Origin of the sequence: Butyricicoccus porcorum (assembly GCF_002157465.1) — a bacterium.
Classification (GTDB): Bacteria; Bacillota; Clostridia; order Oscillospirales; family Butyricicoccaceae; genus Butyricicoccus_A; species Butyricicoccus_A porcorum.
The window spans coordinates 15,582-39,248 of the sequence record NZ_NHOC01000020.1 but is presented as its reverse complement, the minus strand read 5'-3'; the positions used below and the strand labels follow the sequence as shown (position 1 = coordinate 39,248).

19 protein-coding genes are annotated in these 23,667 nt (G+C 56.2%); 8 read left to right on the top strand and 11 right to left on the bottom strand.

Annotated elements, in window-relative coordinates; genetic code table 11:
- Positions 1 to 38: 38 nt before the first annotated feature.
- The 3 genes from CBW42_RS13630 to CBW42_RS13620 all read right to left on the bottom strand — a co-directional run bounded on the left by CBW42_RS13630 (position 39) and on the right by CBW42_RS13620 (position 3,180).
- Complete coding sequence (locus tag CBW42_RS13630; RefSeq protein ID WP_087022317.1) at positions 39 to 830, bottom strand: TIGR00282 family metallophosphoesterase; 792 nt, start codon at positions 828 to 830, stop codon at positions 39 to 41.
- A 69-nt stretch (positions 831 to 899) separates the two neighbouring features.
- Complete coding sequence (locus tag CBW42_RS13625) at positions 900 to 1,859, bottom strand: ribose-phosphate pyrophosphokinase (protein WP_087022315.1); 960 nt, start codon at positions 1,857 to 1,859, stop codon at positions 900 to 902.
- 97 nt (positions 1,860 to 1,956) lie between these two features.
- Positions 1,957 to 3,180: a DapH/DapD/GlmU-related protein gene (locus tag CBW42_RS13620; RefSeq protein ID WP_087022664.1), complete on the bottom strand. Its 1,224-nt coding sequence runs from the start codon at positions 3,178 to 3,180 to the stop codon at positions 1,957 to 1,959.
- Positions 3,181 to 3,458: 278 nt separating this feature from the next.
- Here CBW42_RS13620 and CBW42_RS13615 point away from each other — a divergent pair, with 278 nt between their 5' ends.
- The 4 genes from CBW42_RS13615 (at position 3,459) to CBW42_RS13600 (ending at position 7,766) form a co-directional block, all read left to right on the top strand.
- Positions 3,459 to 4,424, top strand: a complete 966-nt coding sequence (locus tag CBW42_RS13615) for a DnaD domain-containing protein (RefSeq protein WP_087022661.1) — start codon at positions 3,459 to 3,461, stop codon at positions 4,422 to 4,424.
- Positions 4,414 to 5,409, top strand: a complete 996-nt coding sequence (locus CBW42_RS13610) for an ATP-binding protein (RefSeq protein ID WP_087022658.1) — start codon at positions 4,414 to 4,416, stop codon at positions 5,407 to 5,409. The genes CBW42_RS13615 and CBW42_RS13610 overlap by 11 nt, the downstream gene beginning before the upstream one ends.
- Before the next feature lie 392 nt (positions 5,410 to 5,801).
- Positions 5,802 to 6,896 carry a metallophosphoesterase family protein gene (locus tag CBW42_RS13605; RefSeq protein WP_165761199.1) on the top strand — a complete coding sequence of 365 codons (1,095 nt, stop codon included), beginning with the start codon at positions 5,802 to 5,804 and terminating at the stop codon, positions 6,894 to 6,896.
- A gap of 15 nt (positions 6,897 to 6,911) precedes the next feature.
- Positions 6,912 to 7,766: a hypothetical protein gene (locus CBW42_RS13600; protein WP_242969892.1), complete on the top strand. Its 855-nt coding sequence runs from the start codon at positions 6,912 to 6,914 to the stop codon at positions 7,764 to 7,766.
- 46 nt (positions 7,767 to 7,812) lie between these two features.
- On the opposite strand, the gene CBW42_RS13595 is transcribed toward CBW42_RS13600, so the two are convergent.
- From CBW42_RS13595 to CBW42_RS13580, 4 genes are all read right to left on the bottom strand, one after another.
- Positions 7,813 to 10,512, bottom strand: coding sequence for an S-layer homology domain-containing protein (locus CBW42_RS13595; protein ID WP_087022653.1), 2,700 nt, complete (start codon positions 10,510 to 10,512; stop codon positions 7,813 to 7,815).
- A 151-nt stretch (positions 10,513 to 10,663) separates the two neighbouring features.
- Positions 10,664 to 11,200: a nitroreductase family protein gene (locus CBW42_RS13590; RefSeq protein ID WP_087022650.1), complete on the bottom strand. Its 537-nt coding sequence runs from the start codon at positions 11,198 to 11,200 to the stop codon at positions 10,664 to 10,666.
- Positions 11,201 to 11,277: 77 nt separating this feature from the next.
- Positions 11,278 to 12,150, bottom strand: a complete 873-nt coding sequence (locus tag CBW42_RS13585) for a helix-turn-helix domain-containing protein (RefSeq protein ID WP_165761198.1) — start codon at positions 12,148 to 12,150, stop codon at positions 11,278 to 11,280.
- 123 nt (positions 12,151 to 12,273) lie between these two features.
- Complete coding sequence (locus CBW42_RS13580; RefSeq protein WP_087022644.1) at positions 12,274 to 14,121, bottom strand: heavy metal translocating P-type ATPase; 1,848 nt, start codon at positions 14,119 to 14,121, stop codon at positions 12,274 to 12,276.
- Positions 14,122 to 14,350: 229 nt separating this feature from the next.
- On the opposite strand from CBW42_RS13580, the gene CBW42_RS13575 reads away from it, so the two are divergent.
- From CBW42_RS13575 to folK, 4 genes are read left to right on the top strand one after another with little or no spacing between them, the layout of a single operon-like run.
- Positions 14,351 to 16,099: a dihydrofolate reductase gene (locus CBW42_RS13575; protein WP_087022642.1), complete on the top strand. Its 1,749-nt coding sequence runs from the start codon at positions 14,351 to 14,353 to the stop codon at positions 16,097 to 16,099.
- On the top strand, positions 16,096 to 16,584 hold the full coding sequence (locus tag CBW42_RS13570; RefSeq protein WP_205703645.1) for an HD domain-containing protein: 489 nt from the start codon (positions 16,096 to 16,098) through the stop codon (positions 16,582 to 16,584). Before CBW42_RS13575 ends, CBW42_RS13570 begins: the two co-directional genes overlap by 4 nt.
- Before the next feature lie 14 nt (positions 16,585 to 16,598).
- Entirely contained in the window at positions 16,599 to 17,417 is an 819-nt protein-coding gene (gene folP / locus CBW42_RS13565) for a dihydropteroate synthase (RefSeq protein WP_087022639.1), read from the top strand.
- Positions 17,418 to 18,233, top strand: coding sequence for a 2-amino-4-hydroxy-6-hydroxymethyldihydropteridine diphosphokinase (gene folK / locus CBW42_RS13560; protein WP_087022635.1), 816 nt, complete (start codon positions 17,418 to 17,420; stop codon positions 18,231 to 18,233).
- Between the two features lie 232 nt (positions 18,234 to 18,465).
- Here the strand turns inward: folK and CBW42_RS13555 are convergent, their stop codons facing one another.
- The 4 genes from CBW42_RS13555 to CBW42_RS13540 form a co-directional block, all read right to left on the bottom strand.
- Positions 18,466 to 20,274, bottom strand: a complete 1,809-nt coding sequence (locus tag CBW42_RS13555; RefSeq protein WP_087022632.1) for an ABC transporter ATP-binding protein — start codon at positions 20,272 to 20,274, stop codon at positions 18,466 to 18,468.
- A gap of 17 nt (positions 20,275 to 20,291) precedes the next feature.
- Positions 20,292 to 22,472 (bottom strand): ABC transporter ATP-binding protein, encoded by a 2,181-nt coding sequence (locus tag CBW42_RS13550; RefSeq protein WP_087022259.1) that lies wholly within the window; start codon positions 22,470 to 22,472, stop codon positions 20,292 to 20,294.
- A complete protein-coding gene (locus tag CBW42_RS13545) occupies positions 22,472 to 22,972 on the bottom strand; it encodes a MarR family winged helix-turn-helix transcriptional regulator (RefSeq protein ID WP_165761197.1) in 501 nt (166 codons plus the stop codon). Before CBW42_RS13545 ends, CBW42_RS13550 begins: the two co-directional genes overlap by 1 nt.
- 178 nt (positions 22,973 to 23,150) lie before the next feature.
- Positions 23,151 to 23,639 (bottom strand): deoxycytidylate deaminase, encoded by a 489-nt coding sequence (locus CBW42_RS13540; RefSeq protein WP_087022626.1) that lies wholly within the window; start codon positions 23,637 to 23,639, stop codon positions 23,151 to 23,153.
- Positions 23,640 to 23,667: the final 28 nt, after the last annotated feature.

The window sequence follows — 23,667 nt, the reverse complement described above, 5'->3', positions numbered from 1 at the left end:
GTACCACGCGGTTCGAGCGCTTTTGTCTGTCTTTCGTGTTATGCTTCCGGTGTATGTTCTTTTTCGATTCGTTCGACGCTCCGGCACCGTCCGGTGTTCTCGTCAATGTCGAACAGCACGCCCTGCATGACGCAGACGCCTTCCGCCGGCTCGAACCGGCTGGTCAGATCGCCGCGGAACATCGCAATCGACTGCTCCGCGCGGACGCCGAGCACCGACCACTTCGGTCCGGTCATGCCGATGTCCGTGATATAGCCTGTTCCTTTGGGATTGACGCGCGCATCTGCTGTCGGCACATGAGTATGCGTACCATAGACTGCGGACACCCGTCCGTCGAGGTAATAGCCCATCGCGAGCTTTTCCGACGTTGCCGACGCGTGCATTTCGCACAGCGCGACGTCATACCGTCCCTCCTGCTCACGCAGGATGCGGTCAGCGCGCAGAAACGGATTGTCCGGGCCGTACTGCATGTCACACCGGCCGATCAGCTCGAACACCAGTACGCGCCAGCCTGCACTGGTCTCGTAGATGCCGAAGCCTTCGCCGGGCGACTGCGGCGCGAGGTTTGCCGGACGGATGATATAGCGGTTGTCCTCGAGATACGGGACAATGTTCTGTTTGCGGTAAGAATGGTTGCCGAGCGTGATGAGGTCTGCCCCGGCGGCAAAAATGCTGTCCGCCTGTTTGGGCGTGATGCCGACGCCGCTGGCGTTTTCGCCGTTGACGATGGTAAACGCCGCGCCGGTTTCCTTTTTCACGCAGCGCAGCAGATGGGACACGGTTTTCAACCCCGGATTGGACACAACGTCACCGATTGCCAGTATTTTCATACAGACCCCTCCTCAAAAAAGTACAAAAAGCGGCACAGCTGACCGTGCCGCTTATGTATCCTGTCAAACTCAGTCAAACAGCGGGGAAACCGAAGATTCCTCGTAGATGCGTGCAATTGCCTCGGTAAAGACCGGAGCGACCTGCAACAGCTCAATCTTGTCGCTTTGCTTGCTGGTCGGCAGCGGGATGGTGTCGAGCAGCGCAAGGTTCTTGATCGGGCTGTTTTCGAGACGCTCAATCGCCGGGCCGGACAGTACGCCATGTGTTGCGCAGGCATACACTTCCTTTGCGCCGCCGACCTCGATGAGCGCTTCCGCCGCATGGCACAGCGTACCGGCGGTGTCAATCAGGTCGTCGCACAGGATGCAGGTCTTGCCCTTTACGTCGCCGATGATGTTCATGACTTCGGAGACATTGGCGCGTGGGCGGCGCTTGTCAATGATCGCCAGACGGTAATCCAGCTTCTCACAGAACTTTCTTGCACGGGTAACCGAGCCAAGATCCGGAGAAACGATCATCATGTCGTCGCGGCTGCGGCCAAACTTGCCTGCAATGTGCGGGATGAGTACAGACGCACCCATCAGGTTGTCCACCGGGATGTTGAAGAAGCCCTGCAACTGATGTGCATGCAGATCCATGGTGAGCACGCGGTTTGCGCCTGCGGTCGTGAGGATATCCGCAACCAGCTTGGCGGAAATCGGATCGCGCGCCTTGGACTTTCTGTCCTGGCGGGCATAGCCAAAGTACGGGATAACGGCAGTGATGCGGCCTGCGGACGCGCGCTTGCATGCGTCGATCATAATGAGCAGTTCCATCACGTTGTCGTTGACCGGCTCACAGGTAGACTGTACGAGAAATACATCCGAGCCGCGGACAGTCTCGCCGATGGAAACCGAAACTTCGCCGTCAGAAAAGTGGCCGACGGTACATTTGCCGAGCGACAGGCCAAGAGCGGATGCAATCTGCATCGCCAGCGCGGGATGCGAATTGCCCGCGAGGATTTTAATATTCTTGCCGTGAGATATCATAATTTTTAGGTCCTCCTGCATCTTTTTCAGTCCGTGAAACGCCAGGCGTTTCCCTAATCATGTTCCGAAACGATATATTCTATTCAAATTTCGCGGATTATTTATCCTGTCCGTGCATGCGGCGGCGGCGATCATTCCAGCCTTCCTTGTTCTCCTGCCGTGCGCGGGCAACTGCCAGCGCGCCTTCCGGCACGTTTTTCGTGACGGTGGTACCGGCCGCTGTGAGGACACGATCCCCCAGCTCAACCGGCGCGACGAGGTTGGTATTGCAGCCGATAAAGCAGTCGTCGCCGATCACGGTCTGGCTCTTGACATAGCCGTCATAATTGACGACAACCGTGCCGCAGCCGAAGTTGACGCGCTCGCCGACCGTGGCATCGCCGATGTAGGTCAGATGGGAAACCTTCGTGCCGTTGCCGATGGATGCCTTTTTCAGCTCGACGAAGTCGCCGATTCTGGTCTCATCACCGACCCGGCAGCCCGGACGGATGTACGCAAACGGGCCGACGGTCGCGTCGGCTCCCACACAGCTCTCATAAACCTGCGAGGAATTGACGCTTGTCCGGTCTCCGATTTCCGCGCGGTCAAGGATCGTGTTCGGGCCGATGGTGCAGCCGCAGCCGATCTTGCTGCCCGGGCGGATCATCGTGCCCGGCAGGATGGTAGTACCACTTCCGATTTCACAGTACGGGGAAATATACGTGTATTCGGGGTCGAGGATGCTGACGCCGCGCTCCATCAGTGCGCTGTTGACGCGGTGCTGGAGCGTCTTCTGTGCGTGGTAGGCATCGCAGGCGGAGCGCACATCGATGTGCGAATGCGTGCGGCAGGCACCGGTCTTTGCGCTGATTTCGCCCGCAATCTGAATGGAATGCGTCAGCGACAGCGGGTGGCAGGTCAGAATGTCGCGCAGCACATCGACGTTGTACACGGCAATGTGCCAGGTATCATCCAGCGCGCCGCAGGTCAGCGTTGTGACAGCGGTCTGCGCCTCGACATGCTGATCCATTACCATCTGGTATTCCTCTGAAACAACCTCCGGCATCGGAGTGGAGAGCAGCATAACATCGCCCTCCATGCCTTCGATTGCTGTCGATACCATTTCCGTGAAATCCGCGTCATCCGGACAGACAATGGATTCAATCCCTTCCAGCTCCGGCTCGCTCTGCTGGCGCGCATAGAACAGCCGGCACTGTTCCGGCAGTGCATCCGCAACCAGACGTCCGGTCGGGGTGAACAGAATCTCGCGCTGTACCGGATATTTTCCGTCCGCGCCCTTCTTACCGCCGAGCAAAATCGTATTCAACTTATTATAAGACATTTAAGATATCCTTTCCGCCACTGGAGCAGCTGCAAAAGGCGCAAACTGCCCTCAGGAAAAATACGTAAATTTATTATACTATTTTTTTCGCAAAAAAACATCAGTAAATATATAAAATTTTACGCGCTCCTTTTCGCTTGCACTATTACTTTTGTCACGATATAATAAAATAACCGTCATCTGGCACAAAGTACCGGATGACTTCCCGTAATTTTGCACAAATGTAACCGATATTTTCCGTTTTGCGACGGAAAACCCGTTTTCCCGGAGGCATATTCATGTCACTCACATCACTCATTCCGACCGGCGGGGAGTTCTGCGTGCTGCGCGCACAGGTTGTGGACAGCCTGCTCGCCTGCTGTGACGGCGACAGTGCACTGCTGTACCTGTATCTTGTGCGGAAGGGCTCGTCGTTCGACGAGCGCGAAGCGCTGCGCGCGCTCGGCATGACGCGCGACCGGTATGACCGCGCCGTGCACACGCTGACCAGCCTGCACCTGGTCTCCACGCCGACCGAAACGCAGCAGAAGCATCCAGACCGGTCTGCACACCCGCCGCGCTACACGGCGGCGGAAATGCGCGCGCGCCGCGAAGGCGATCATCGCTTTGCATCGGTCTGCCAGACGGCAGAGATGGTGCTCGGCCGCACGCTGACCGAAGCCCAGCTGCGCACGCTGATGAACGCCTATGAGCATCTCGGCCTGCCCGCCGATGTGCTCATCGACCTGCTGACCTGGCTGCACCGGGAAAAAGGCGTCGTCAGCCGCCGCGATATCGAGGAACAGGCGTACCTCTGGGCAGATATGGGCATTTTTACCGCAGAAGCCGCATCGGAATTTCTCGCGCGGCGCGAGGCGGAAAAGCCGCTGATGGACAGCATGCTGCGCGCGCTGGACATGGCGGGACGCGACCCTGCACCGGAGGAATACCGTTACCTGTCCGGCTTTATCCGACAGGGCTTCGATGCGGAGGCAGTCGAGCTGGCGAAGGAGCGCATGTACGCCCGTCTGGGCAAATTCAGCTGGAAATATCTCAAGGGGATTCTGGACAGCTGGCATCAGAAGGGTGTCCACACGGCAGCGGAAATCACCGCGGTGGAGCCGGGTCTGCACCAGCCGCAGCCCGCACCGCAGGCCAAACTCACACCGCCGTCCGATGGTGCCAATCTCTCCGACTGGGAGCGCGACTGGCTGGAGGAATTCAACGCAATGAACCGAAAGGAGGGCAACAGCCATGGCGTATGACAGGGCACTGATCTCCCGGATTCTCCGGCAGATGGAACAGCAGCGACAGCAGCATGAAGCCGAAGCAGAGGAACGCCGTTACCGCCTGACGCATACCATCCCGCGTCTGGGTGAAATTGACCGCGAGCTGCGCGCGACATCGGCGAAAGCCATGCGGATTGCGTTTGAATCAAACAATACCGACAGCGCCATTGCTGCGCTGCGCGACCGAAATCTGGCTTTACAGGACGAAAAACGCCACATCCTGCTGGAAAACGGCTATCCGGCGGATTATCTCGCCGTCGCCTGCGACTGTCCCGCCTGCCGGGACACCGGCTATGTCGAGAGCGGGCTGTGCGACTGTGTGCGCCGCCGCGCCGCAGCCGAGCAGAAAAAGGACCTGTCCTCCCTGCTCCCGGTCGACCGGGAGACCTTTGACACATTCCGGTTGGACTACTACAGCACCCAGCCCGACAGCCGTTCCGGTATTTCCCCGCGCGAAATGGCGAAATTCAACTACCAGAAGTGCAGCAGCTTTGCCGAAACCTTCGGTGCATCCTATGAAAACCTGCTGCTGTACGGCGCAGCAGGCCTCGGCAAAACCTTCCTGTCGTCGTGCATCGCGCGGCGCGTCACCGAGCGGGGCTTTTCCGTGACATATGATACTGCCATTTCTATTTTTGACCAGTACAACAACGCAAAATTCAAAAGCGGCGATTTTTCTGCCGCCTCGCAGGCACTTGCGCGTTTTCGCAATGCCGATTTGCTGATTGTCGACGATCTCGGCACGGAACTGCCCGGCGCCTTCCACACCTCCTGCCTGTATGACCTGCTCAGTCGCCGCCTGATGGCACGGCTGCCGACCATCCTCAGCACCAATCTGCTGCCGGGTGAGCTGGAGGGTCGGTACTCCGCGGCGATTGCCTCGCGCATCCTCGGCGAGTTTACCCAGCTGCGTTTTATCGGCGATGACATTCGCAAAATCCGGAAAAAACAGCGTTTTTGACCTGATAATCGGGTACTTTTTCCGCCGTTTTCGCAAATATCTGCGTCTTTACTGTCTATCTTCAAAAACAACATAGAATTGTAACAGTCGTTTTACGATTTGTTCACAACTTCCTCGGATAAATGCGTTATACTATGAGCATGGAACGAGGGAACGACGAAACCTCTTCCTAAAAGATATGCCGGTATCTTTGAATTTCTCTTACCCCCCTTTTTATTTTGTGAAACGTATGCGAACGAAGCGGCCGCCCGTCAGGGCGGCCGCTTTGTCGTGTTTTTTCTCTTTTTCTGCACCGAACGGCGCGCGCGGCGCTTTGCAAGCCGCGTCAAAACTGCTATAATAGAAAGCATCAGAATATATCCCGCCCGATGTTTCGGAGGAGGTTTTTCTTTATGCCAAATATTATCCATGCCGCCGATTTCCACATCGGTGCAAAATTTGATTTTCTTCCGCCCGACCGCGCCGCAGAAGCCGTCAGCCTACAGCTGTCCGCACTTCAGTCGTTTGTGACATATGCCGGCGCATCCGCGGCGGATGCCGTGCTCATCGCGGGAGACCTGTTCGATACACCGGATGTGCGCCCGCAGATTTCCTCTGCCGTGTTCGCGCTGCTCGCCAAGTGCCCGTGTCCCGTGTTCCTTTCGCCCGGCAACCACGATTATTATCATGCGGGCAGCCCATATGCCACACAGCCGCTGCCGCAGAACCTGCATGTTTTCACCGGGCGCACACTGGAGCCGGTCGCATTGAACGACGGAAAAACCGTCATCTGGGGCGCCGCCTTTCAGGACAACAAGGCGGTCATCTCGCTGGAAGCACCGCTCGACCCGTCCAAATGCAATATCTGCCTGATGCACGGCGAGCTGGGCGGCACAGGCGGCTACAACTCGATTTCTGAGAGCGCCGTCATCGGCAGCCGCTTCGACTATATCGCGCTCGGCCACAACCACCGGTTCAGCGGTGTATTCCGCATCGGCCAGACCGCACTCAGCTGCCCGGGCTGCTTCTCCGCCACAGCATCGGATGAAACCGGTGTCAAGGGCTATCTCACCGGACGCATTGAAAAAGGGGATGTCTCCCTGACTCTGCGCCCGTCCGGTGCGTTGGAATTTGCGACAGTCTCCCTGCCCATGACCGGTCTGCAAAGCGACGCCATGCTCGCGGAAGCACTGCTGCCGCTGCTGCCGCAGCCGCCCGCACGCATCTGCTGCATCGTCCATCTGACCGGCACGCGCATGTATGAGCCGAATCTCACTGCCCTGTCACGATCGCTGCGCCATTCGTTTTTCCATGCACAGGTCATCGACGAATCCTCCGCCATGCAGGATCTGTACCGCTACCAGAAGGACGACGGCCTGCGCGGGACGGTGACGCGTGATTTCCTGTCCCGCATGGAAAAATGCAGTCAAGATGAAAAATCCTGCGCCAAGCTGACGCTTGCACTGGAATATGCCCTTGCCGCGCTTGACGGGCGCGAGCTGGACTGAGGAAAGGATTGCTGCATGCAAAAGGAAAAACCAAAAACCAGCAATGAACTCCGCGTACGCACCATTTTGACGATTCTCATCGTCATCTGTGCGGTGCGCCAGTTCATCAACGACGATTATCAAAATGTATTCATCTGTTTTCTGTCACTGTTTCTGCTCGGTCTGCCCCGCTTTATTGAAAAGAAGCTCGATCTGGATCTCCCGCCGTTTCTGGAGGTCATCATCATGCTGTTCATCTTTTCAGCGGAAATCATGGGCGAAATCAACGCATATTACGAGAAAATCCCGATGTGGGACACGATGCTGCATACCATCAACGGTTTTCTGATGGCTGCCATCGGTTTTTCGCTCGTCGATATTTTCAACCGCAGCGAACGCTTTCTGGTCAAGCTGTCGCCTGTATTTGTCGCCATTGTCGCATTCTGCTTTTCCATGACCATCGGTGTTCTGTGGGAATTTTTTGAATTTTTCATGGACAGAACATTCGCCATGGACATGCAGAAGGACTTTTTTGTGACCAGCATCAACTCTGTGGCACTCAATCCCACCGGTGCAAATGTGCCAATCCATCTCCAGGTGGATTCTCTGCTGGTCAACGGCGAGGACTGGATCGCTAAATATGGCGGTTATCTCGACATCGGCCTGATTGACACGATGAAAGATTTATTTGTCAACTTCATCGGTGCGGTGGTCTTTTCGGTCATCGGCTATTTCTACGTCAAGCACCGCGGGCGCGGGCGCTTTGCCCCCAAATTCATCCCGATCATCAACCACGGTGACGGCTATGGCGTCGATAACTTCGGCAATCCGATTCCGGAAAAGCCGCAGAAAAAGGACCAAAAATCCGGTTCAGAAAAGCGCCGCGAATAGCGCAAAATACAGCAAACCCGGCACGCGCAGGCGTGCCGGGTTTTGTTTACCCATATACAATATTGTATCGGAACTTCATCATAATCTGTGCGAGCTGCGCGCGTGTTGCGTTGCCGCGCGGCTGTAGCAGGTTGCCGTCCGTGCCCGAAATCAGACCGTTGCCGACTGCCCACTGCATCGCATGAATCGCCCAGTTGGATACATCCTGATCGTCGTCATAGCTGCTGATGCTGACATACGATGTCGTTGAATGGCCGTTGAGATCGGCGTATTTGTACAGAATCGTGGCTGTCTGTTCGCGGGTAACATGCTTATTGGGGGAAAATGTCCCATTTCCCGTACCTGCGGCAACACCGTTTTCCGCTGCCCAGATAACCGCACTGGTATACCATTTCCCCTCCTCAACATCGCTGAACGGGGATTTCCCAGTCACTGTGGGTAAGCCGGACATGCTGTACAGTACCTGTACCAGCATAGCACGTGTCATGGTTTTGTTGGGTCCGAATGTTGTCGGCGTAATGCCGGCAAACAGACCGTTGCCGCGGGCATACGACACGGCATTGTAATACCATGCCTTCTGCGCCACATCCGTGAACGGCAGGGTTTCCACTGTCACAGTGCACTGCGCATACTCGCCGTTGACACTGTGGACAGAAATAACCGCCGTGCCCTCGGCGTTCGCCGTTACAATGCCCTCGCTGGAAACCGACGCCACCTCCGGGGTATCGCTGTTCCAGAACAGGATATCCTCCGGGGCATTGTTCGGAATCGCAGACGGGATCAGGCGCAGCTCTGCGCCCACATGGGTTGTCGCAGCCGTACTGCTCAGCCCGATGGTATCGTGCACGGAAACCGTTACCGGAATATCGGTCACAGCCGTATAATTCTGCGTATCAATCGGTGTATAGGTCAGATAGAAGGTTTTTTCGCCCTTCTCCATGCCGACCGACTGCTCTGGCTCCTGCCATGCAAAGCAGCTGCTGTGCAGCACATCGCGCAGGGACTGTCCGCAGAGCGCCGACAGTCCCTGTGGCACTTCGACCTGGGGCACAGCTTTTTCAATGGTAAACTGCACCTCGGTCTTTCCGCCGTATGTGTCCGTACCGGATACCATCACCTGTGCTGTTCCTGCGCCAATGTTGTTACTATAGACCACCGTGCACGGCACCTCAGCTCCGTCTGCCGTTGTCGCCGTCACCGTCGGCGTACAGGCTTCCCCGGTAAATGAATACACCGTCTGGGACAGCTGAATTTCCGCATCCGCAATGCTCTGGATGGTCTCAAAGGTAAGCCCCAGCAGGGACGCGACCGTTTCCGCTGTACTTCCTGTACAGCCGCGGATCACAGTGCCCGACGGAATGCTATTCGTCTGGATGTCTGCCACCGACGGAAGAATATCGATGGACAGCAGCGCTGTACAGCCCGAAAACGCACCGCTTCCAATGCGTTTGATGCCGTCCGGCAGCACAACCGCCGTGTTCAGGGCGGTACAACCGCTGAACGCATAGCTACCCACCGAGGTGATGCCGCAGCCGATATCCAGCGCCGTAATCCGCTCAGCCAGCTCCGCCCACGGCGCCTTGCCTTCCTCATAATCGTTCATCCTGCCGCTGCCGCGCAGCGTCAGCACGCCGTCCTCTGCCAGACTCCACGTGATATCATTTCCACAGGTACCCTGTCCGAGCAAACTGCTCTGCGGATCGTCCGCGGGACCCGGCTCATAGCTGGTCTCGGCAATCGGATACGCGGCAATAAATTCATCGCTTGTATAATCCGACCACGCCTCATGTCCGAGGAAGCTGTCCTTGCCGCGCAAAAAATAGTCGCGCCAGGACGCCCCTGCATCCCACGTACTGTCCAGATAATAATACTGCTCTCCGAGCTTTACGATGTTCCAGGCATGGTTTTCACCGCTCGCGGTTGCAGTTCCGGCAATGATGCGTGTGGAAAAGCCCGCTTCGCGCAGCATGCGGTACAGCAGCAGCGCATAGCCCTGACAGACAGCGGTGCCGCGCGTCAGCGCACTGTAGGCGGTATATTTCTGCGTGGTGGTGTCGTCGCTGTCATAGCTCACATGGTCACAGATATACGAATAAATCCGTTCGATCTTCTGGTAATCGGTCGCCTGCTCAAGATGTAATGACCGCAGTACTTCCGTCAGTTTGTCATTCAGCTCGCGTTCCTGTTCCGCCGTTGTGTAATAGACAACTGAATAAATAAATTTATACGAATAGGTGCTCGTGCCGTCGCCGTTTACGACCGACTCACCCTGAATGTTGCAGACATAGCGTCCATACTGCCAGCGCAGGTAATCGCCTTCATTTTCGTTCCCGGTTTCCCCCAGCGCATTTGCGACAATGCTCTTGACAATGCTGACCTTGGGGTCTTCACTGTTCGAGCGCACCGTTGTGCGGTAGGCAAGCGTAATCACATGCTGACGGTTTGCCATCTGGCTGCGCACGAACCCCGCTGCATCGGCAATGTCTGTATAATACGCCGTCGCAGACGCGCCGTGTTCGCCCCGCTCCGCCTGTTTTTTGCGAAAGTTCGGCGGGTTTTCTATGATGAAATCTGTCGAATCCGACGGTGATTCCTCGTCCGCTGTCCCGCCGTACAGGGGATTGACAACAGTCACAGATCCGGTGAGCGGTATGGTCTTATCCGACCCGGTATATGTAGCAGCCGCCGGAAGCTGTCCTGCCAGAAGTGCCAGCAGAAGCAGCAGCGACACAAGTTTTTGTTTCATCCCATTACCTCCAAAGTTCTATCATCCCCAATGGTTCCCCTTATTTTTATTATACCCTGCTTTGCTCTGCTCGGCAACCAAAACCATCATTATGTCACATATCTCTGACAAAAAAGACCTGCCGGGTCGGGCAGGTCTTTACAGTATGTGATTATTCCGCGTAAGTCAGCAGGTCGGCGACACCCTTGCGTCTCGGCGCATTCGGGGTTTCGTCCGGATAGCCGACTGCAATCAGTGCGACCAACTCCTGATCCTCCGGCACGTTTAAGTGCTTTTCCAGCGCCGGGCGGTCGAAGATGCCCATAATGACGGTGCCGAGACCGTGCTCATGTGCGGACAGACAGAATGTCTGCGCTGCGATGCCGCAGTCATACATCTGCCAGCCATCGCCGCGGTCGGTTGTGAACGAACCGTCGCGTTCATAGCCGCTGCGCTTTTTGACACAGCACTGTGCGATGAGCATCGGCGCAGTGGACAGCGTGTGCCTGTTGAACGCCGCATAGTTGTCTGCAATCTCCGCAATGGCTTCGCGGCCCTCAATGGCAATATAGCGGGAAATCTGCGTGTTTTTCCACGACGGAGCATAGGCAGCCGCCGCAATGATATCCTCCAGAACCCCGTGCGGCACCGGCTGTTCGGTGAACTTGCGGACGCTGCGACGGGTCATGATACATTCTGTTGTATTCATTTTGGTTCCTCCCTGATGAATTTTTGATCTTTTCCCAGTGTACTCCATCATTTGGGAAAATGCAACAGAAAACAGATTTATTTTCCACCCTTGGATGATCGAAATTTTTTGCGGTATTTTCCGGGTGACATGCCGATATATTTGGTAAACATCGCATTAAAATGGCTGGAATTGTCGTAGCCGACCATTCCGGCAATCTGGGTAATGGGATAATCGGTATACATGAGCAGCCCCTGCGCCTTGCCGATGCGCAGCCGAATGACATACTGCATCGGGGAATACCCGGTATGCTCCTTAAAGATATGCGCGAGATAATAGGGATTGATGTGCAGGGCGCGGCTGACGGACGGAAGTGAGATAGTTTCGCTGTAATGCGCCTCGATATACTGACGGATCCGCCCGACAAACTGCTCGCCTTTGCCGGACGGCGCATCACTCTCCGCATTGTGCTGATACAGGCGGACAAACAGCGAGACCAACCCGGCCATCAGGAACTGGCAGGTTTCGGCATACTGCTCCCCGTTGTCATTCAACAGACTGTGGATTGTATCCAGCACGCTGCGGAACACAGGGAAGGAATCCCCCAGCGACAGCACCGGACAGGTAGCCGCATCGACGAGCGCGCCATCCGGCAGCCCAATCAGCCGCACCTGCCGGAGCCCGACGGCGACCATGGTCGTATCTGCGGTGAGCCGTGCATCCTCATCATGCAGAACGCCCGCGCCAATTGCGACGATATCGCCTTCCTGAATGATATACTGCGACTCGCCGACGGTATAATTGGCAGAGCCCTCGATGACGAGCAGCAGCTCAGAGATCTCATCATGACTGTGCATGATGCGCGGCGGGGAAAAGGATTCCCCAACTCTCTTTTTCCAGATATAGGAAAGCACGGGTGGATCGCCGCGAAAGCAGCTGGGATACTGCCCGGGGATAAAATTCTGATACATCCAATCAACTCCTGCGCAAAGCAAACATGTTTTCTGACAGCAGTATATCATAGCTGCACGCAAAAAAGCAAACAATGCCGCCGAACTGCACGTCCCGCGGCATTTTGCATGTATCTGTTCCGGTCAGTCCAACCCCCACGCAGTGGAAAGCGCGGAAGAATTCAAGACGACAAACAGAGCGGAAATGATGTGGACAATGGAACCCTCTGCGGCGCTGAGCAGTCCGAACGCCGCCAGCAGAATAAACCAGAAATTGATGGACATGGTGATAAAGACATTGGATTTTATCTTTTTCATGACCTTCTGGGACAGCTGGAACAGATAGGACACCTTGCGCACCTCGTCGTCGACCAGAACGATATCGGCGGAATTGGTTGCGATATCGCTGCCGATGCCGCCCATCGCCATGCTGACATAGGCGGATTTCAGCGCGAGTGAATCGTTCACGCCGTCGCCGACCATGCAGACATGGTCTTTTCCGGTTTCCAGCTGTGCCAGACGGTTCATTTTGTCCTCCGGCAGCAGGTCGGCATAGACCTCCGGGATCGTCAGCTGTCCGGCAATGGTGTTAGCTGTAGATGCACGGTCACCGGTCAGCAGGACAGAATGCACGTGCAGCTCCTTCAGGCGGATAATCATCTGGCGTGCATGCACGCGCAGTGTATCTGCAAACACGAGGAAGCCCGCATAAGTGCCGTCAACCAGCACAAAGATACAGCTGGCACCCTTTTCTGTGCCAAAGGCATCGCTCTCCCGGCGCGCGGCGTCGGGAATGTCCACGCCCTCCATCAGTTCCGGCTTACCGAGGCGAACGGCATGCCCGTCCACCGTCGCAGAAACACCCAAACCCGCAGAAACGACAAAATCGGTACAATCGGACAACGGAATATTTTTCTCCTGCGCGTGGCGCAGCAGCGCTTTCCCGAGTGGATGCTCCGAGCTCTGCTCGGCAGACGCCGCGAGTGCGATCAGCTGCTCACGGGAATATGCCCCTTCACAGCGTACATCAATCAGCTCCGGCTTGCCATAGGTCAGCGTGCCGGTTTTGTCGAACGCGGCTTTTGTGACATGCGACAGGCGCTCCAGTGCGTCCCCGGAGCGGATGATAATGCCATATTTCGACGCATTTGCCATGCCCGCAAGAATCGCGGTCGGCGTCGCCATCGTAAATGCACATGGGCAGAATACAACGAGTACCGTTACGGCGCGTGACGGGTCACCGGTGATCGCATACACAGCCACTGCAACCACAAGCGCTGCAATCGAAAGCCAGGTCGCCCAGCGGTCTGCCTGTCCAATGATCGGCGCCTTTTCCGCGTCGATCTGTTCGGCGAGCTGCACCATGCGCTGCATGGCGCTGTCCTGTCCGACATGCTCGGCGCGCATGGTAAACACAGCGAACTGGTTGAGCGTGCCGCTGATGACCGCATCGCCCTCCTTTTTGTCCACCGGCATGGATTCACCGGTCATAACCGACTGGTCGACCGAAGTCTGACCCTCCAGAATCACGCCGTCCACCGGAATGGTCTCTCCCGCAAGAACAGAAAGCGTATCGCCGACTGTAATCTCCTCAATCGGGATATCGACGGTTTTTCCGCCGCGTAGGACATGCGCGGTCTGCGGTGTCAGCGAAGTCAGGCGCGCAACGCCCTCATGCGCATGGCGTTCTGTCATCAGCTCGACGCGGTGTGCCACCAGCATGATAAATGCAACCATGCCTGCGGCAAAATATTCGCCGAGCACAATCGCCAGCACCATCGTCACCGGGACGAGGAAGCCGGAGCGCAGCCGTTTCTGCTCCGCCATACTGCGGATTGTTTCCACTGTAAACGGCACACCGGACAGCAGGATGGCAATCCAGGCCGCATCGATGCCCACCACGGAAATCCCCATGAGAGAGAGCAGCAGACCTGCGGCAGACAGCACGCAGAGTGCGGTCAGCTCCGCACTGCTGTTGCGTTTGCTTTTCATTTGTTTCACTTCTCCTTCAATTTGATACTCCAACAACTCCAAATACCCGCAAAACCGTACAGTTTTGCGGAAACATGTTCTATTATAGCTCAACCGGACAGAAAGGTCTATACTTCACCCGTGAACATTTGGTGAAAATTGGCGCATTCTGGTGATATGATGGCATTTGTCACGCCGTGCAAAATGTGGTATCCTATTATGCGAGAAAAAACGTCTGTGGAGGAACACTATGATTGCACTGATCGCCGCGTATGCGGAAAACCGGGTCATCGGAAAAGATGGCCGCATTCCGTGGGATATCCCGGCGGAAAAGCACCGGTTCCGCGACCTGACCATGGGGCATGTCATGGTGATGGGACGGAAAACCTATGAGGAAATCGGCCGGCCGCTGCCCGGACGGGAGACCATCGTCGTTTCCCGCACCAAAAAGTTCAATGAGCCGCACTGTACCACCGTGTCCAATCTGCCGCAGGCGTTGGCGCTGGCGGGCGCACAGGATGTCTTTATCTGCGGCGGCGCACAGCTGTACCGCGAGGCACTGCCGCTGGCGGATATCCTGTATCTGACTGAAATCCACGCGCACTTCGACGGGGATACCCAGTTCCCACCGTTCGACCGCGCCGCGTTTGTGGAGACCGAACGCACGGATGTGGCTGGAGACATCCCTTATACCTTCGTGACCTGTCGGCGCCGCGCGATGAATTACGCACAGGCGCGGGATTCTATCGCCCGGCTGACCGCGCAGAAGGGCATTGTCCCCGGTCTCGGGCCGATGCGCACCCTGCTGGCGCGGCTGGGCAATCCACAGGACAGACTTCCATTTGTCCACATTGCGGGCACCAACGGCAAGGGATCGACGCTCGCCATGACTGCCGCCATGCTGCGCGCAGCGGGCTATCGCGTTGGAACCTATGCCTCCCCAGCCGTGTTCCATGAACGCGAATGCTGGCAGGTAAACGGTGAAATGATCTCCGAAGCGGACTATGCCGCGTGGATGACGCGCCTGTGCGCGCTGTGTGACGCGATGCAGGCGGACGGACAGGCAACGCCGACCGCCTTTGAACTGGAAACCGTGCTTGCCTTCTGCTGGCTGGCACAGCAGGGCTGTGACATCGCTGTCATCGAGTGCGGCATGGGTGGGCGCGACGACGCGACCAACGTCATACGAACGACCGCCGTCAGCGTGCTGACCTCCATCGGCATGGATCACATGAAATTCCTCGGCACAACCATCGAAGAAATCGCGCGCGCCAAAGGCGGCATCTGCAAGCCTGGCATCCCCGTCGTCCTCCAGGGACAGGATGCGCAGGTTATGCATGAAATCGAAGTGCTCTGCCGGGAAACCGACTGCCCGTTGACCGTCGTGCACCCGGAGGACTGTATTGTCACACACACAGACGCGCACGGCATTGTGTTCGACTATCTGGCTGACAAACGCATTGCGCTTTCCCTGCCCGGACTGGTTCAGGCGCGCAACGCGGCGACTGCCATCACCGCCGTGCGGCAGCTGGAGCAATTCCCCGTTTCGGAGGACGCCATCCGGCGCGGCCTGCGGGCCGTACAGTGGAACGGGCGCATGCAGCAGCTGTGTGACCACCCGGTGCTCCTGATCGACGGCGCACACAACCCGAACGCAGCGGCGCGCCTGCGCGAAGAGGTGCTGCATCGCTGGCCGGAGGGCAACGTGGTGGAAATCGTTGGTGTGCTCGCCGACAAGGATTTTTCCGAAGTCGGACGGCTGATGGCGCCGCTCGCGCGGCATATCATCACAGTGACGCCGGATAACCCGCGCGCACTCGCGGCGGATGCACTCGCGGACTGCCTGCGTCAGTTCTGTGACAGTGTGACGCCCGCGGACAGCGTGCCGCAGGCACTGAAGGCCGCATTCGATGCGGCGGGGAACGACGGCGCCATTGTCGCATTCGGCTCACTCTCGTGGCTGCATGCGCTGCGGCAGGCGGTGGAGGACTTGACATGATACAGGCAATGGAACGCATCCAGCCGATTTTACACAGCCCGCGCTATCAAGACTGGCTGCGGCAGATGGATGAGCTGGAAGCCGGACGCATTTACTGCCGGCACGGGCTGCCGCACCTGCTGGATGTGGCACGCATCGCCGCACTGCTGGCAGCGGAACGGCATGCGCCCTACCCACGCGATATGATCTATGCGGCAGCACTGCTGCATGATCTGGGTCGACTGGCACAGTATACAACCGGCGCGCCGCACGCACAGGCAGGTGTGCCGATGGCACAGGAGCTGCTGCACGAGACGGCATTTACCGCACAGGAACAGGAGGAAATCTTGCGGGCTGTCAGCCGCCACCGCACAGGTGATGCACCGGACAGCCTGGCACAGATCATTTTTGAGGCAGATCACGCCAGCCGCATGTGCTTTGCATGCAAGGCGGCGGATACCTGCTACTGGCCGGAGGAACGGCGCAACACAACCGTTCTGTTTTGAAAGAAGGTATTTTTATGATTATTGGCGAAAAAAATTTTGATACTGCACATCACACCTATGTGATGGGTATTTTGAACGTGACGCCGGACTCGTTTTCCGACGGCGGAAAATGGAACAGTATGGACGCAGCCCTGCGCCATGCGGAGGAAATGATTGCGGACGGTGCAGATCTTCTGGATATCGGCGGCGAATCCACCCGCCCGGGCTATACGCTGCTGCCGGACGAGGAGGAAATTTCCCGTGTCGTACCGGTTATCGAGGCAGTCAAGCGCGAATTTGACATTCCGGTATCGGTCGATACGTATAAAAGTGCGGTCGCGCGCGCGGCATTGGACGCAGGTGCCGATCTCATCAACGACATCTGGGGTCTGAAATATGACCCGGAGATGGCGGGTGTCATTGCACAGGCCGGTGTGCCGTGCTGCCTGATGCACAACCGCAAGGAAGCCATTTATACGAATTATCTGCCGAACGTGCTGGACGACCTGCGCGGCTGTGTCCAGCTCGCAAAGGACGCAGGCATTGCCGACGATGCCATCATCCTGGATCCGGGCATCGGCTTTGGCAAGACGCTCGAACACAACCTGATTCTGATGAACCATCTGGAGCTTCTGAATGAGCTGGGTTATCCGGTTCTGCTGGGCACTTCGCGCAAGTCGATGATCGGCAAAACGCTCGACCTGCCCGCCGACCAGCGCGAAGAGGGTACACTTGCCACAACCGTCATCGGCATGATGAAGGGCTGTTCGTTTGTGCGCGTACACAACGTAAAGGCGAACCGCCGCGCAGTCGATATGACGGAGGCGATTCTGCGCGCCGGAAAGGAAGCATAAATGGACGAAATCCGCATCAAGCAGCTGGAGGTATTCGCACACCACGGCGTATTTCCGGAGGAAAATCGGCTGGGACAGAAATTTGTTGTCAGTGCCGTGCTGTATACCGACCTGCGCCGCGCCGGGCTGACCGATGATTTGAATCACTCGATGGACTACGGTGCGGTATGCGCGGAAATCCAGCACTATTTGACTGCCCACACCTTCCAGCTGCTGGAAACGGCAGCGGAACGGTTGTGCATGCATCTGCTGCGCACATTGCCGCTGCTGCGGCGCATCCGGCTGGAAATTGAAAAGCCATGGGCACCCATCGGCCTGCCGCTGAACACCGCATCGGTGTGCATCACGCGCGGCTGGCACACAGCATATCTCGCGCTCGGTTCCAATCTGGGCGACAAAAAAGCGTATCTCGACGGCGCTGTGCAGGCGTTGCGTGAAGATGAAGACATGCGCATGGGCGCGGTATCGGATTATCTCGTGACCGCACCGTATGGCGGCGTGGAGCAGGATGATTTTCTGAACGCAGTGCTGCGTGTTGATACACTGCTGCCGCCGCATGAGCTGCTCGATCGGCTGCATGAAATCGAACAGGCAGCAGGACGCGAACGCCTTGTGCACTGGGGTCCGCGCACCCTCGATCTGGACATCCTGTTTTATGATGACGAAATTATCGCGGATGAAACACTTCACGTGCCGCACCCGGAAATCCCAAAACGCGATTTTGTGCTGAAACCACTCGCGCAGATTGCGCCATACCTCGTGCATCCGGTATATCACCGCACAATATCGGAACTTCTGGACGCACTGCACGCCTGATCTCTCCAAACCTTTTTGAAGCATGCAAAAGCCAGGACTGGAATCACCAGCCCTGGCTTATTTTTATTCACCTGTTTGCGCGTGCCAAAGCCACGCGAACTGTCCAAAATATCCTTTCCCCCCGTTGGGGGCGAACTGGCGGACCGTCCGTCCGACAGATTCGCGCTCGCGGGAGCGAGCCAGACATCTTTCTTTTGCCTACTTTTCTTTCTATGCAGAAAGAAAAGTACGGTCAGGAGGCGAACTGGCTGTTGTACAGTTCGGCGTAGAAGCCGCCGCGGTCAAGCAGCTCGTGATGCGTGCCCTGCTCGACGATGTCGCCGTCGCGCATGACAAGAATCATGTCTGCTTCGCGGATGGTGGACAGGCGGTGCGCGATGACAAAGCTCGTGCGTCCTTCCATCAGGCGGTTCATCGCGGACTGAATCAACGCCTCGGTTCGGGTATCGACAGAAGATGTCGCTTCGTCCAGAATCAACACCGGATTGTCTGCGAGAATGGCGCGTGCAATTGTCAGCAGCTGCTTCTGTCCCTGTGAAACATTGCTGATTTCCTCATTCAGCTCCATCTGATATCCACCCGGCAGCGTCTGAATAAAGTGATCGGCATGTGCCGCCTTTGCCGCTGCAATAACTTCTTCATCCGTCGCGTCCAGACGTCCATAGCGAATATTTTCCATAATGGTGCCCTTAAACAGCCATGTATCCTGTAAGACCATGCCGAAGCCTTCGCGCAGATTGGAGCGATTGAATTCGCGCACATCGTGCCCATCCAGCCGGATCGCGCCGCTGTCCACATCATAAAACCGCATCAGCAGCTTAACCATCGTGGTTTTGCCCGCACCGGTCGGACCGACAATCGCAACCATCTGCCCCGGCTTGACATCACACGTAAAGTCATGAATAACCGGCTTGCGCGGATCATAACCGAATTTAACATGATCGAACTGTACCGCGCCCTGAATGTCTGTAATCGATGCCGGATGTTCGACAGTCTGATCCTCTTCCTTCTCGTCCAGGAATTCAAACACGCGCTCCGCTGCCGCCGCCATCGACTGGAGCATATTGGAAACCTGTGCCAGCTGGGTAATTGGCTGCGTGAAGTTGCGGACATACTGGATAAATGCCTGAATGTCACCGACTGTAATCGCACCGGTTACTGCCAGCATTGAACCTGCAACGGCGACACCGACATAGCCCAGATTGCCGACAAACTGCATCAGCGGATGCATCAGGCCGGACAGGAACTGCGATTTCCATGCGGATTCATACAGCTTATCATTTGTCTTGTTGAAGCTGTTCTCCGTGCGTTCCTCCTGATTGAACACACGCACGACATTGTGACCGGAAAAGGTCTCCTCAATCTGACCATTGATATCGCCCAGATATTTCTGCTGTGCGCGGAAATATTTCTGGCTGATGCGCACGACCAGCATGACAAACAGCAGCGAAACAGGCAGGATGACAAGCGCAATCAGTGTCATCAGCGGGCTGATGGTCAGCATCATAATCAGAACACCGACAATTGTTGTCACCGATGTAATCAACTGCGTCACGCTCTGGTTCAGGCTCTGTCCGAGCGTATCGACATCGTTTGTAATACGGGAGAGTACTTCACCGACCGTGCGGCTCTCAAAATAGCCCAGCGGCAGGCGATTGATTTTCTCACTGATTTCCCGGCGCATCCGGAAGCAGACCTTCTGCGTGATGCCGGTCATAATCCAGCCCTGAATAAAGGCAAAACCTGCGCTCAGCAGATAGATGCCAAGCAACAACAGCAGGATTTTGCCAATCCGCGCAAAGTCAATCGCGCCGGTGCCGGACAGCTTTGCCACCAATCCTTCATACAGGATGGTAATGGATTTACTCAAAATTTTCGGGCCAGAAATGTTGAAAATCGTGCTGCCAACGGCAAAAATCAGAACGGCAAGTACGCCAAAGCGGTAGCTGCCGATATAGGACAGCAGCTTGCGCAGGGTACCCCGGAAATTCTTTGCCTTTTCTACGGCTGCTCCCGGAGGGCCGCCCGGTCCCCGGTGCATCGGTCTTCTCGGTTCACTCACTTGGTAGCGCCTCCTTCCAGTTCCTTTGCACTCAGCTGGCTTTCCGCAATCTCCCGGTAGGTCTGGCACGAGCGCAGCAGCTCTGCATGTGTGCCGATGCCGTCAATTCTACCCTCATTGAGTACAATGATCTGATCGGCATGCAGAATGGTAGAAATTCTCTGTGCAACGATAATGACCGTTGCATCGCCGACATTTTCGCTGAGCGCATGGCGCAGCGCGGCGTCAGTCTTATAGTCCAATGCGGAGAACGAATCATCGAACAGGAACACCTTCGGATGTCTGGCGACGGCACGCGCAATTGACAGACGCTGCTTCTGTCCGCCGGATACGTTGCTGCCGCCCTGTGCAATGGGGCTGTGATAGCGGTCGAGCTTGCCTTCGATAAACTCGGTCGCCTGCGCAATCTCCGCAGCCTGTTTCATGTCGTCATCCGTGACGCCTTCGGCAAATTTCAGGTTGGACGCAATGTCGCCGGAAAACAGAATGCCCTTCTGCGGCACATAGCCCAGCTGGTCGCGCAGCGTCTTCTGCGTAATATCGCGCACATCCACGCCGTCCAGCGTGACCCGACCTTCTGTGACATCGTACAGACGTGGAATCAGATTGAGCAATGTCGTCTTGCCACAGCCGGTCGAGCCGATGATCGCAGTTGTTTTGCCCGGCTCTGCGGTAAAGCTGATGTGCTCCAATGCATCGTTATCTGCACCCGGATACCGGAACGAAACGTCATCAAAGCAAATGCGTCCCTGCCAATCGCGCTGTTCTTCTTCTCCGGTGAGCTTCGGCTGGTCGATAATAGTCGGCTCGGTGTGCAGTACCTCATTGATGCGCTCCGCTGCAACGCCGGCGCGCGGAAGCATAATAGAAATCATGGTCAGCATCATAAACGACATGACAATCATCATCGTATAATTGATAAATGCCATCATATCGCCGACCTGCAAATTGCCCAGATCGACGCCCTTGCTGCCGAACCAGACAATCATGACAGTAATGCCGTTCATAACCAGCATCATCGCCGGCATCATAAAGGTCATAACACGGTTGGTAAACAGCTGTGTGCGCATCAGATCGGTATTCGCGCCCGCAAAGCGCTCCTCCTCATGCTTTTCCCGGCTGAATGCACGGATCGGCATAACGCCGGTCAGAATCTCACGGCTAATCAGGTTCAGCCGGTCAACCAGTGACTGCATTTTCTTAAACTTCGGCAGAGAAAGTGACATCAGTGTGCCAATCACTGCAAATACTGCGGCCACAGCGACGACAATAATCCATCCCATACCGGTTTTGGTGTGTGCGACCTTGAGAACGCCGCCAACCGCACAGATCGGTGCATACAGCACCATGCGCAGCAGCATAACACAGACCATCTGTACCTGTTGAATATCATTGGTACAGCGCGTGATGAGCGATGCCGTAGAGAACTGATTCATCTCGGCATTGGAAAATTTCAGCACCCTGCCGAACACGTTGTTTCGCAGGTCGCGTCCGATGCCTGCACCGGTGCGGCTGGCAAGCAGTCCGACAATCATTGCCGCACAGACACTGAGTGCGGCGAGGCCGAGCATTTTTCCGCCTATGCTCCACAGATAGTGGTTGCGGTACTCGCCCATGTCAATGCCCATCGCTTCATATTCCTGCTGAATGTACATGACGGCGATCTGCTGTATCGTGCTGTCTGATATTCCGTCCATCTGGTCCAGTGCCTGCTCACGCATTTGCAGCAGCTGGTCTTTGGTCACCAGGCCCATATCCAGCGCTTGCCGCAGTTCGTCCATGCTGTGTACCGCCTGTGTGCTGTCCGCCTGCGTATCACTGTTTTCCATCTGATAAAGCATCGCCATCGGAACGGAAAACGCATCTGCCAGCGCATCCATCTGTTCGTCATCCAGATAGGTCTTGCGCGTCCAGATTCCGTCTTCGCCTTCCCAATAGCCGGTTTTGATCCGTTCAATCTCATCGTCGGTCATAAATAGCTCGAGATCGGACAGCGTCTGTGCCCGGATCTGTTCCGGCACGGCGCTTTCAATGCCGTTCTGCTGGATACCGACGTCGACAATATTGCTCATGTAGGTCGGCAGCGTCAGATCACAATATGCCTGCACGATCAGCAGCGCAAAAGCCACGCAGACGGTCCGCCATGATCCCTTTAAATAGCCAAATATTGCTCGCATCAGGTTTCCTCCTCTGTTTTTTTATTTTCGTTTGCCCATTCAAGCTCACGTGCCATGCACTGTGCCATTTCGCGCATTCCGGCGACAATGTCCAGATACCGTGTTTCCCCGAGCGAGTCCACAACGCGCATCAGAAATGCATCATAGTTTTCCCGCTGGCGCTCACCCATGGCAAAGCCCTCTTCTGTCAGACAGACAAACGTATTGCGGCGGTTATCCGGATCAACGCGCCGCTCAATCAGCCCGCGCTCCTCCAAATGCCGCAGCATTTTGGAAACTGCGGATTTGGTAACCCCCAGCTTCTCTGCAAGATCGTTGACATACACCCCCGGGACCTCCGGATGTGTCCAGTGAAACCGCTCGATTGTCTTGAGAAACTGGACTTCCCTTCCGGAAACACCTTTCAGCAAGCTGTCCCAGTTCAGACGCCGGTAGGTATCCATTGTCTGGAAATATTCCACAATCAGCTGGTTTTCCCGTTCTTTATCCCGTTGGTTCATGTGTAACCTCCTTTCGCCCATATTGATGAACAGACATAAGTCTAACACAAATGGTTGACCAAATCAACAGTTGAATATGTGAACTTTTGTGTTCTTGATCCATCGATAAAAAAACAGGAATCCCGTTTCCCTCAGGGGGATGAGATTCCTGTTCTGCAAAACAATGAAATTATATGAATCAATAGCCGATCTGGCCGTCAAGCAGCTCGTCATGATCGACCCATTCCTGCACGTCCACGACGTCATAATGGTCGTGGTCGCGGCGGATGACAACGCGGCTGATACCGGCATTGATGATCTGCCGCTTGCACATAGGGCAGGAATTGGCATCCGGCATGATTTCTCCGGTCTGTGCATCGCGTCCGACGAGATACAGCGTCGAGCCGAGCATTTCCTCGCGCGAGGCGGCAATGATGGCATTGGCCTCCGCGTGTACCGAACGACAGAACTCATAATGCGTGCCGCGCGGGATGTTGCGCTGTTCACGGATGCAGACATTCAGGTCGATACAGTTGGCGCGCCCGCGGGGTGCACCGTTGTAGCCGGTAGAAATAATGACGTCATTTTTGACAATGACCGCGCCGAAATTGCGGCGCAGGCAGGTGCCGCGCTCCAGCGCGACCTCCGCCATATCCAGATAATAGTTGTCTTTATCGCGCCGAACCATGTTGAGTTCTCCTCTCTGGGAATAAATT

Bases quoted from the DNA above. Each gene is read 5' to 3' on its own strand.
- CBW42_RS13610 (WP_087022658.1), top strand. From the start codon at position 4,414: ATGGCGTATGACAGGGCACTGATCTCCCGGATTCTCCGGCAGATGGAA.
- CBW42_RS13555 (WP_087022632.1), bottom strand. From the start codon at position 20,274: ATGCACCGGGGACCGGGCGGCCCTCCGGGAGCAGCCGTAGAAAAGGCA.
- CBW42_RS13620 (WP_087022664.1), bottom strand. From the start codon at position 3,180: ATGTCTTATAATAAGTTGAATACGATTTTGCTCGGCGGTAAGAAGGGC.
- folP (WP_087022639.1), top strand. From the start codon at position 16,599: ATGATTATTGGCGAAAAAAATTTTGATACTGCACATCACACCTATGTG.
- CBW42_RS13580 (WP_087022644.1), bottom strand. From the start codon at position 14,121: ATGAAAAGCAAACGCAACAGCAGTGCGGAGCTGACCGCACTCTGCGTG.
- CBW42_RS13570 (WP_205703645.1), top strand. From the start codon at position 16,096: ATGATACAGGCAATGGAACGCATCCAGCCGATTTTACACAGCCCGCGC.
- CBW42_RS13630 (WP_087022317.1), bottom strand. From the start codon at position 830: ATGAAAATACTGGCAATCGGTGACGTTGTGTCCAATCCGGGGTTGAAA.
- CBW42_RS13545 (WP_165761197.1), bottom strand. From the start codon at position 22,972: ATGAACCAACGGGATAAAGAACGGGAAAACCAGCTGATTGTGGAATAT.
- CBW42_RS13550 (WP_087022259.1), bottom strand. From the start codon at position 22,472: ATGCGAGCAATATTTGGCTATTTAAAGGGATCATGGCGGACCGTCTGC.
- CBW42_RS13595 (WP_087022653.1), bottom strand. From the start codon at position 10,512: ATGAAACAAAAACTTGTGTCGCTGCTGCTTCTGCTGGCACTTCTGGCA.
- CBW42_RS13575 (WP_087022642.1), top strand. From the start codon at position 14,351: ATGATTGCACTGATCGCCGCGTATGCGGAAAACCGGGTCATCGGAAAA.
- CBW42_RS13585 (WP_165761198.1), bottom strand. From the start codon at position 12,150: ATGTATCAGAATTTTATCCCCGGGCAGTATCCCAGCTGCTTTCGCGGC.
- folK (WP_087022635.1), top strand. From the start codon at position 17,418: ATGGACGAAATCCGCATCAAGCAGCTGGAGGTATTCGCACACCACGGC.
- CBW42_RS13540 (WP_087022626.1), bottom strand. From the start codon at position 23,639: ATGGTTCGGCGCGATAAAGACAACTATTATCTGGATATGGCGGAGGTC.
- CBW42_RS13615 (WP_087022661.1), top strand. From the start codon at position 3,459: ATGTCACTCACATCACTCATTCCGACCGGCGGGGAGTTCTGCGTGCTG.
- CBW42_RS13590 (WP_087022650.1), bottom strand. From the start codon at position 11,200: ATGAATACAACAGAATGTATCATGACCCGTCGCAGCGTCCGCAAGTTC.
- CBW42_RS13625 (WP_087022315.1), bottom strand. From the start codon at position 1,859: ATGATATCTCACGGCAAGAATATTAAAATCCTCGCGGGCAATTCGCAT.
- CBW42_RS13605 (WP_165761199.1), top strand. From the start codon at position 5,802: ATGCCAAATATTATCCATGCCGCCGATTTCCACATCGGTGCAAAATTT.
- CBW42_RS13600 (WP_242969892.1), top strand. From the start codon at position 6,912: ATGCAAAAGGAAAAACCAAAAACCAGCAATGAACTCCGCGTACGCACC.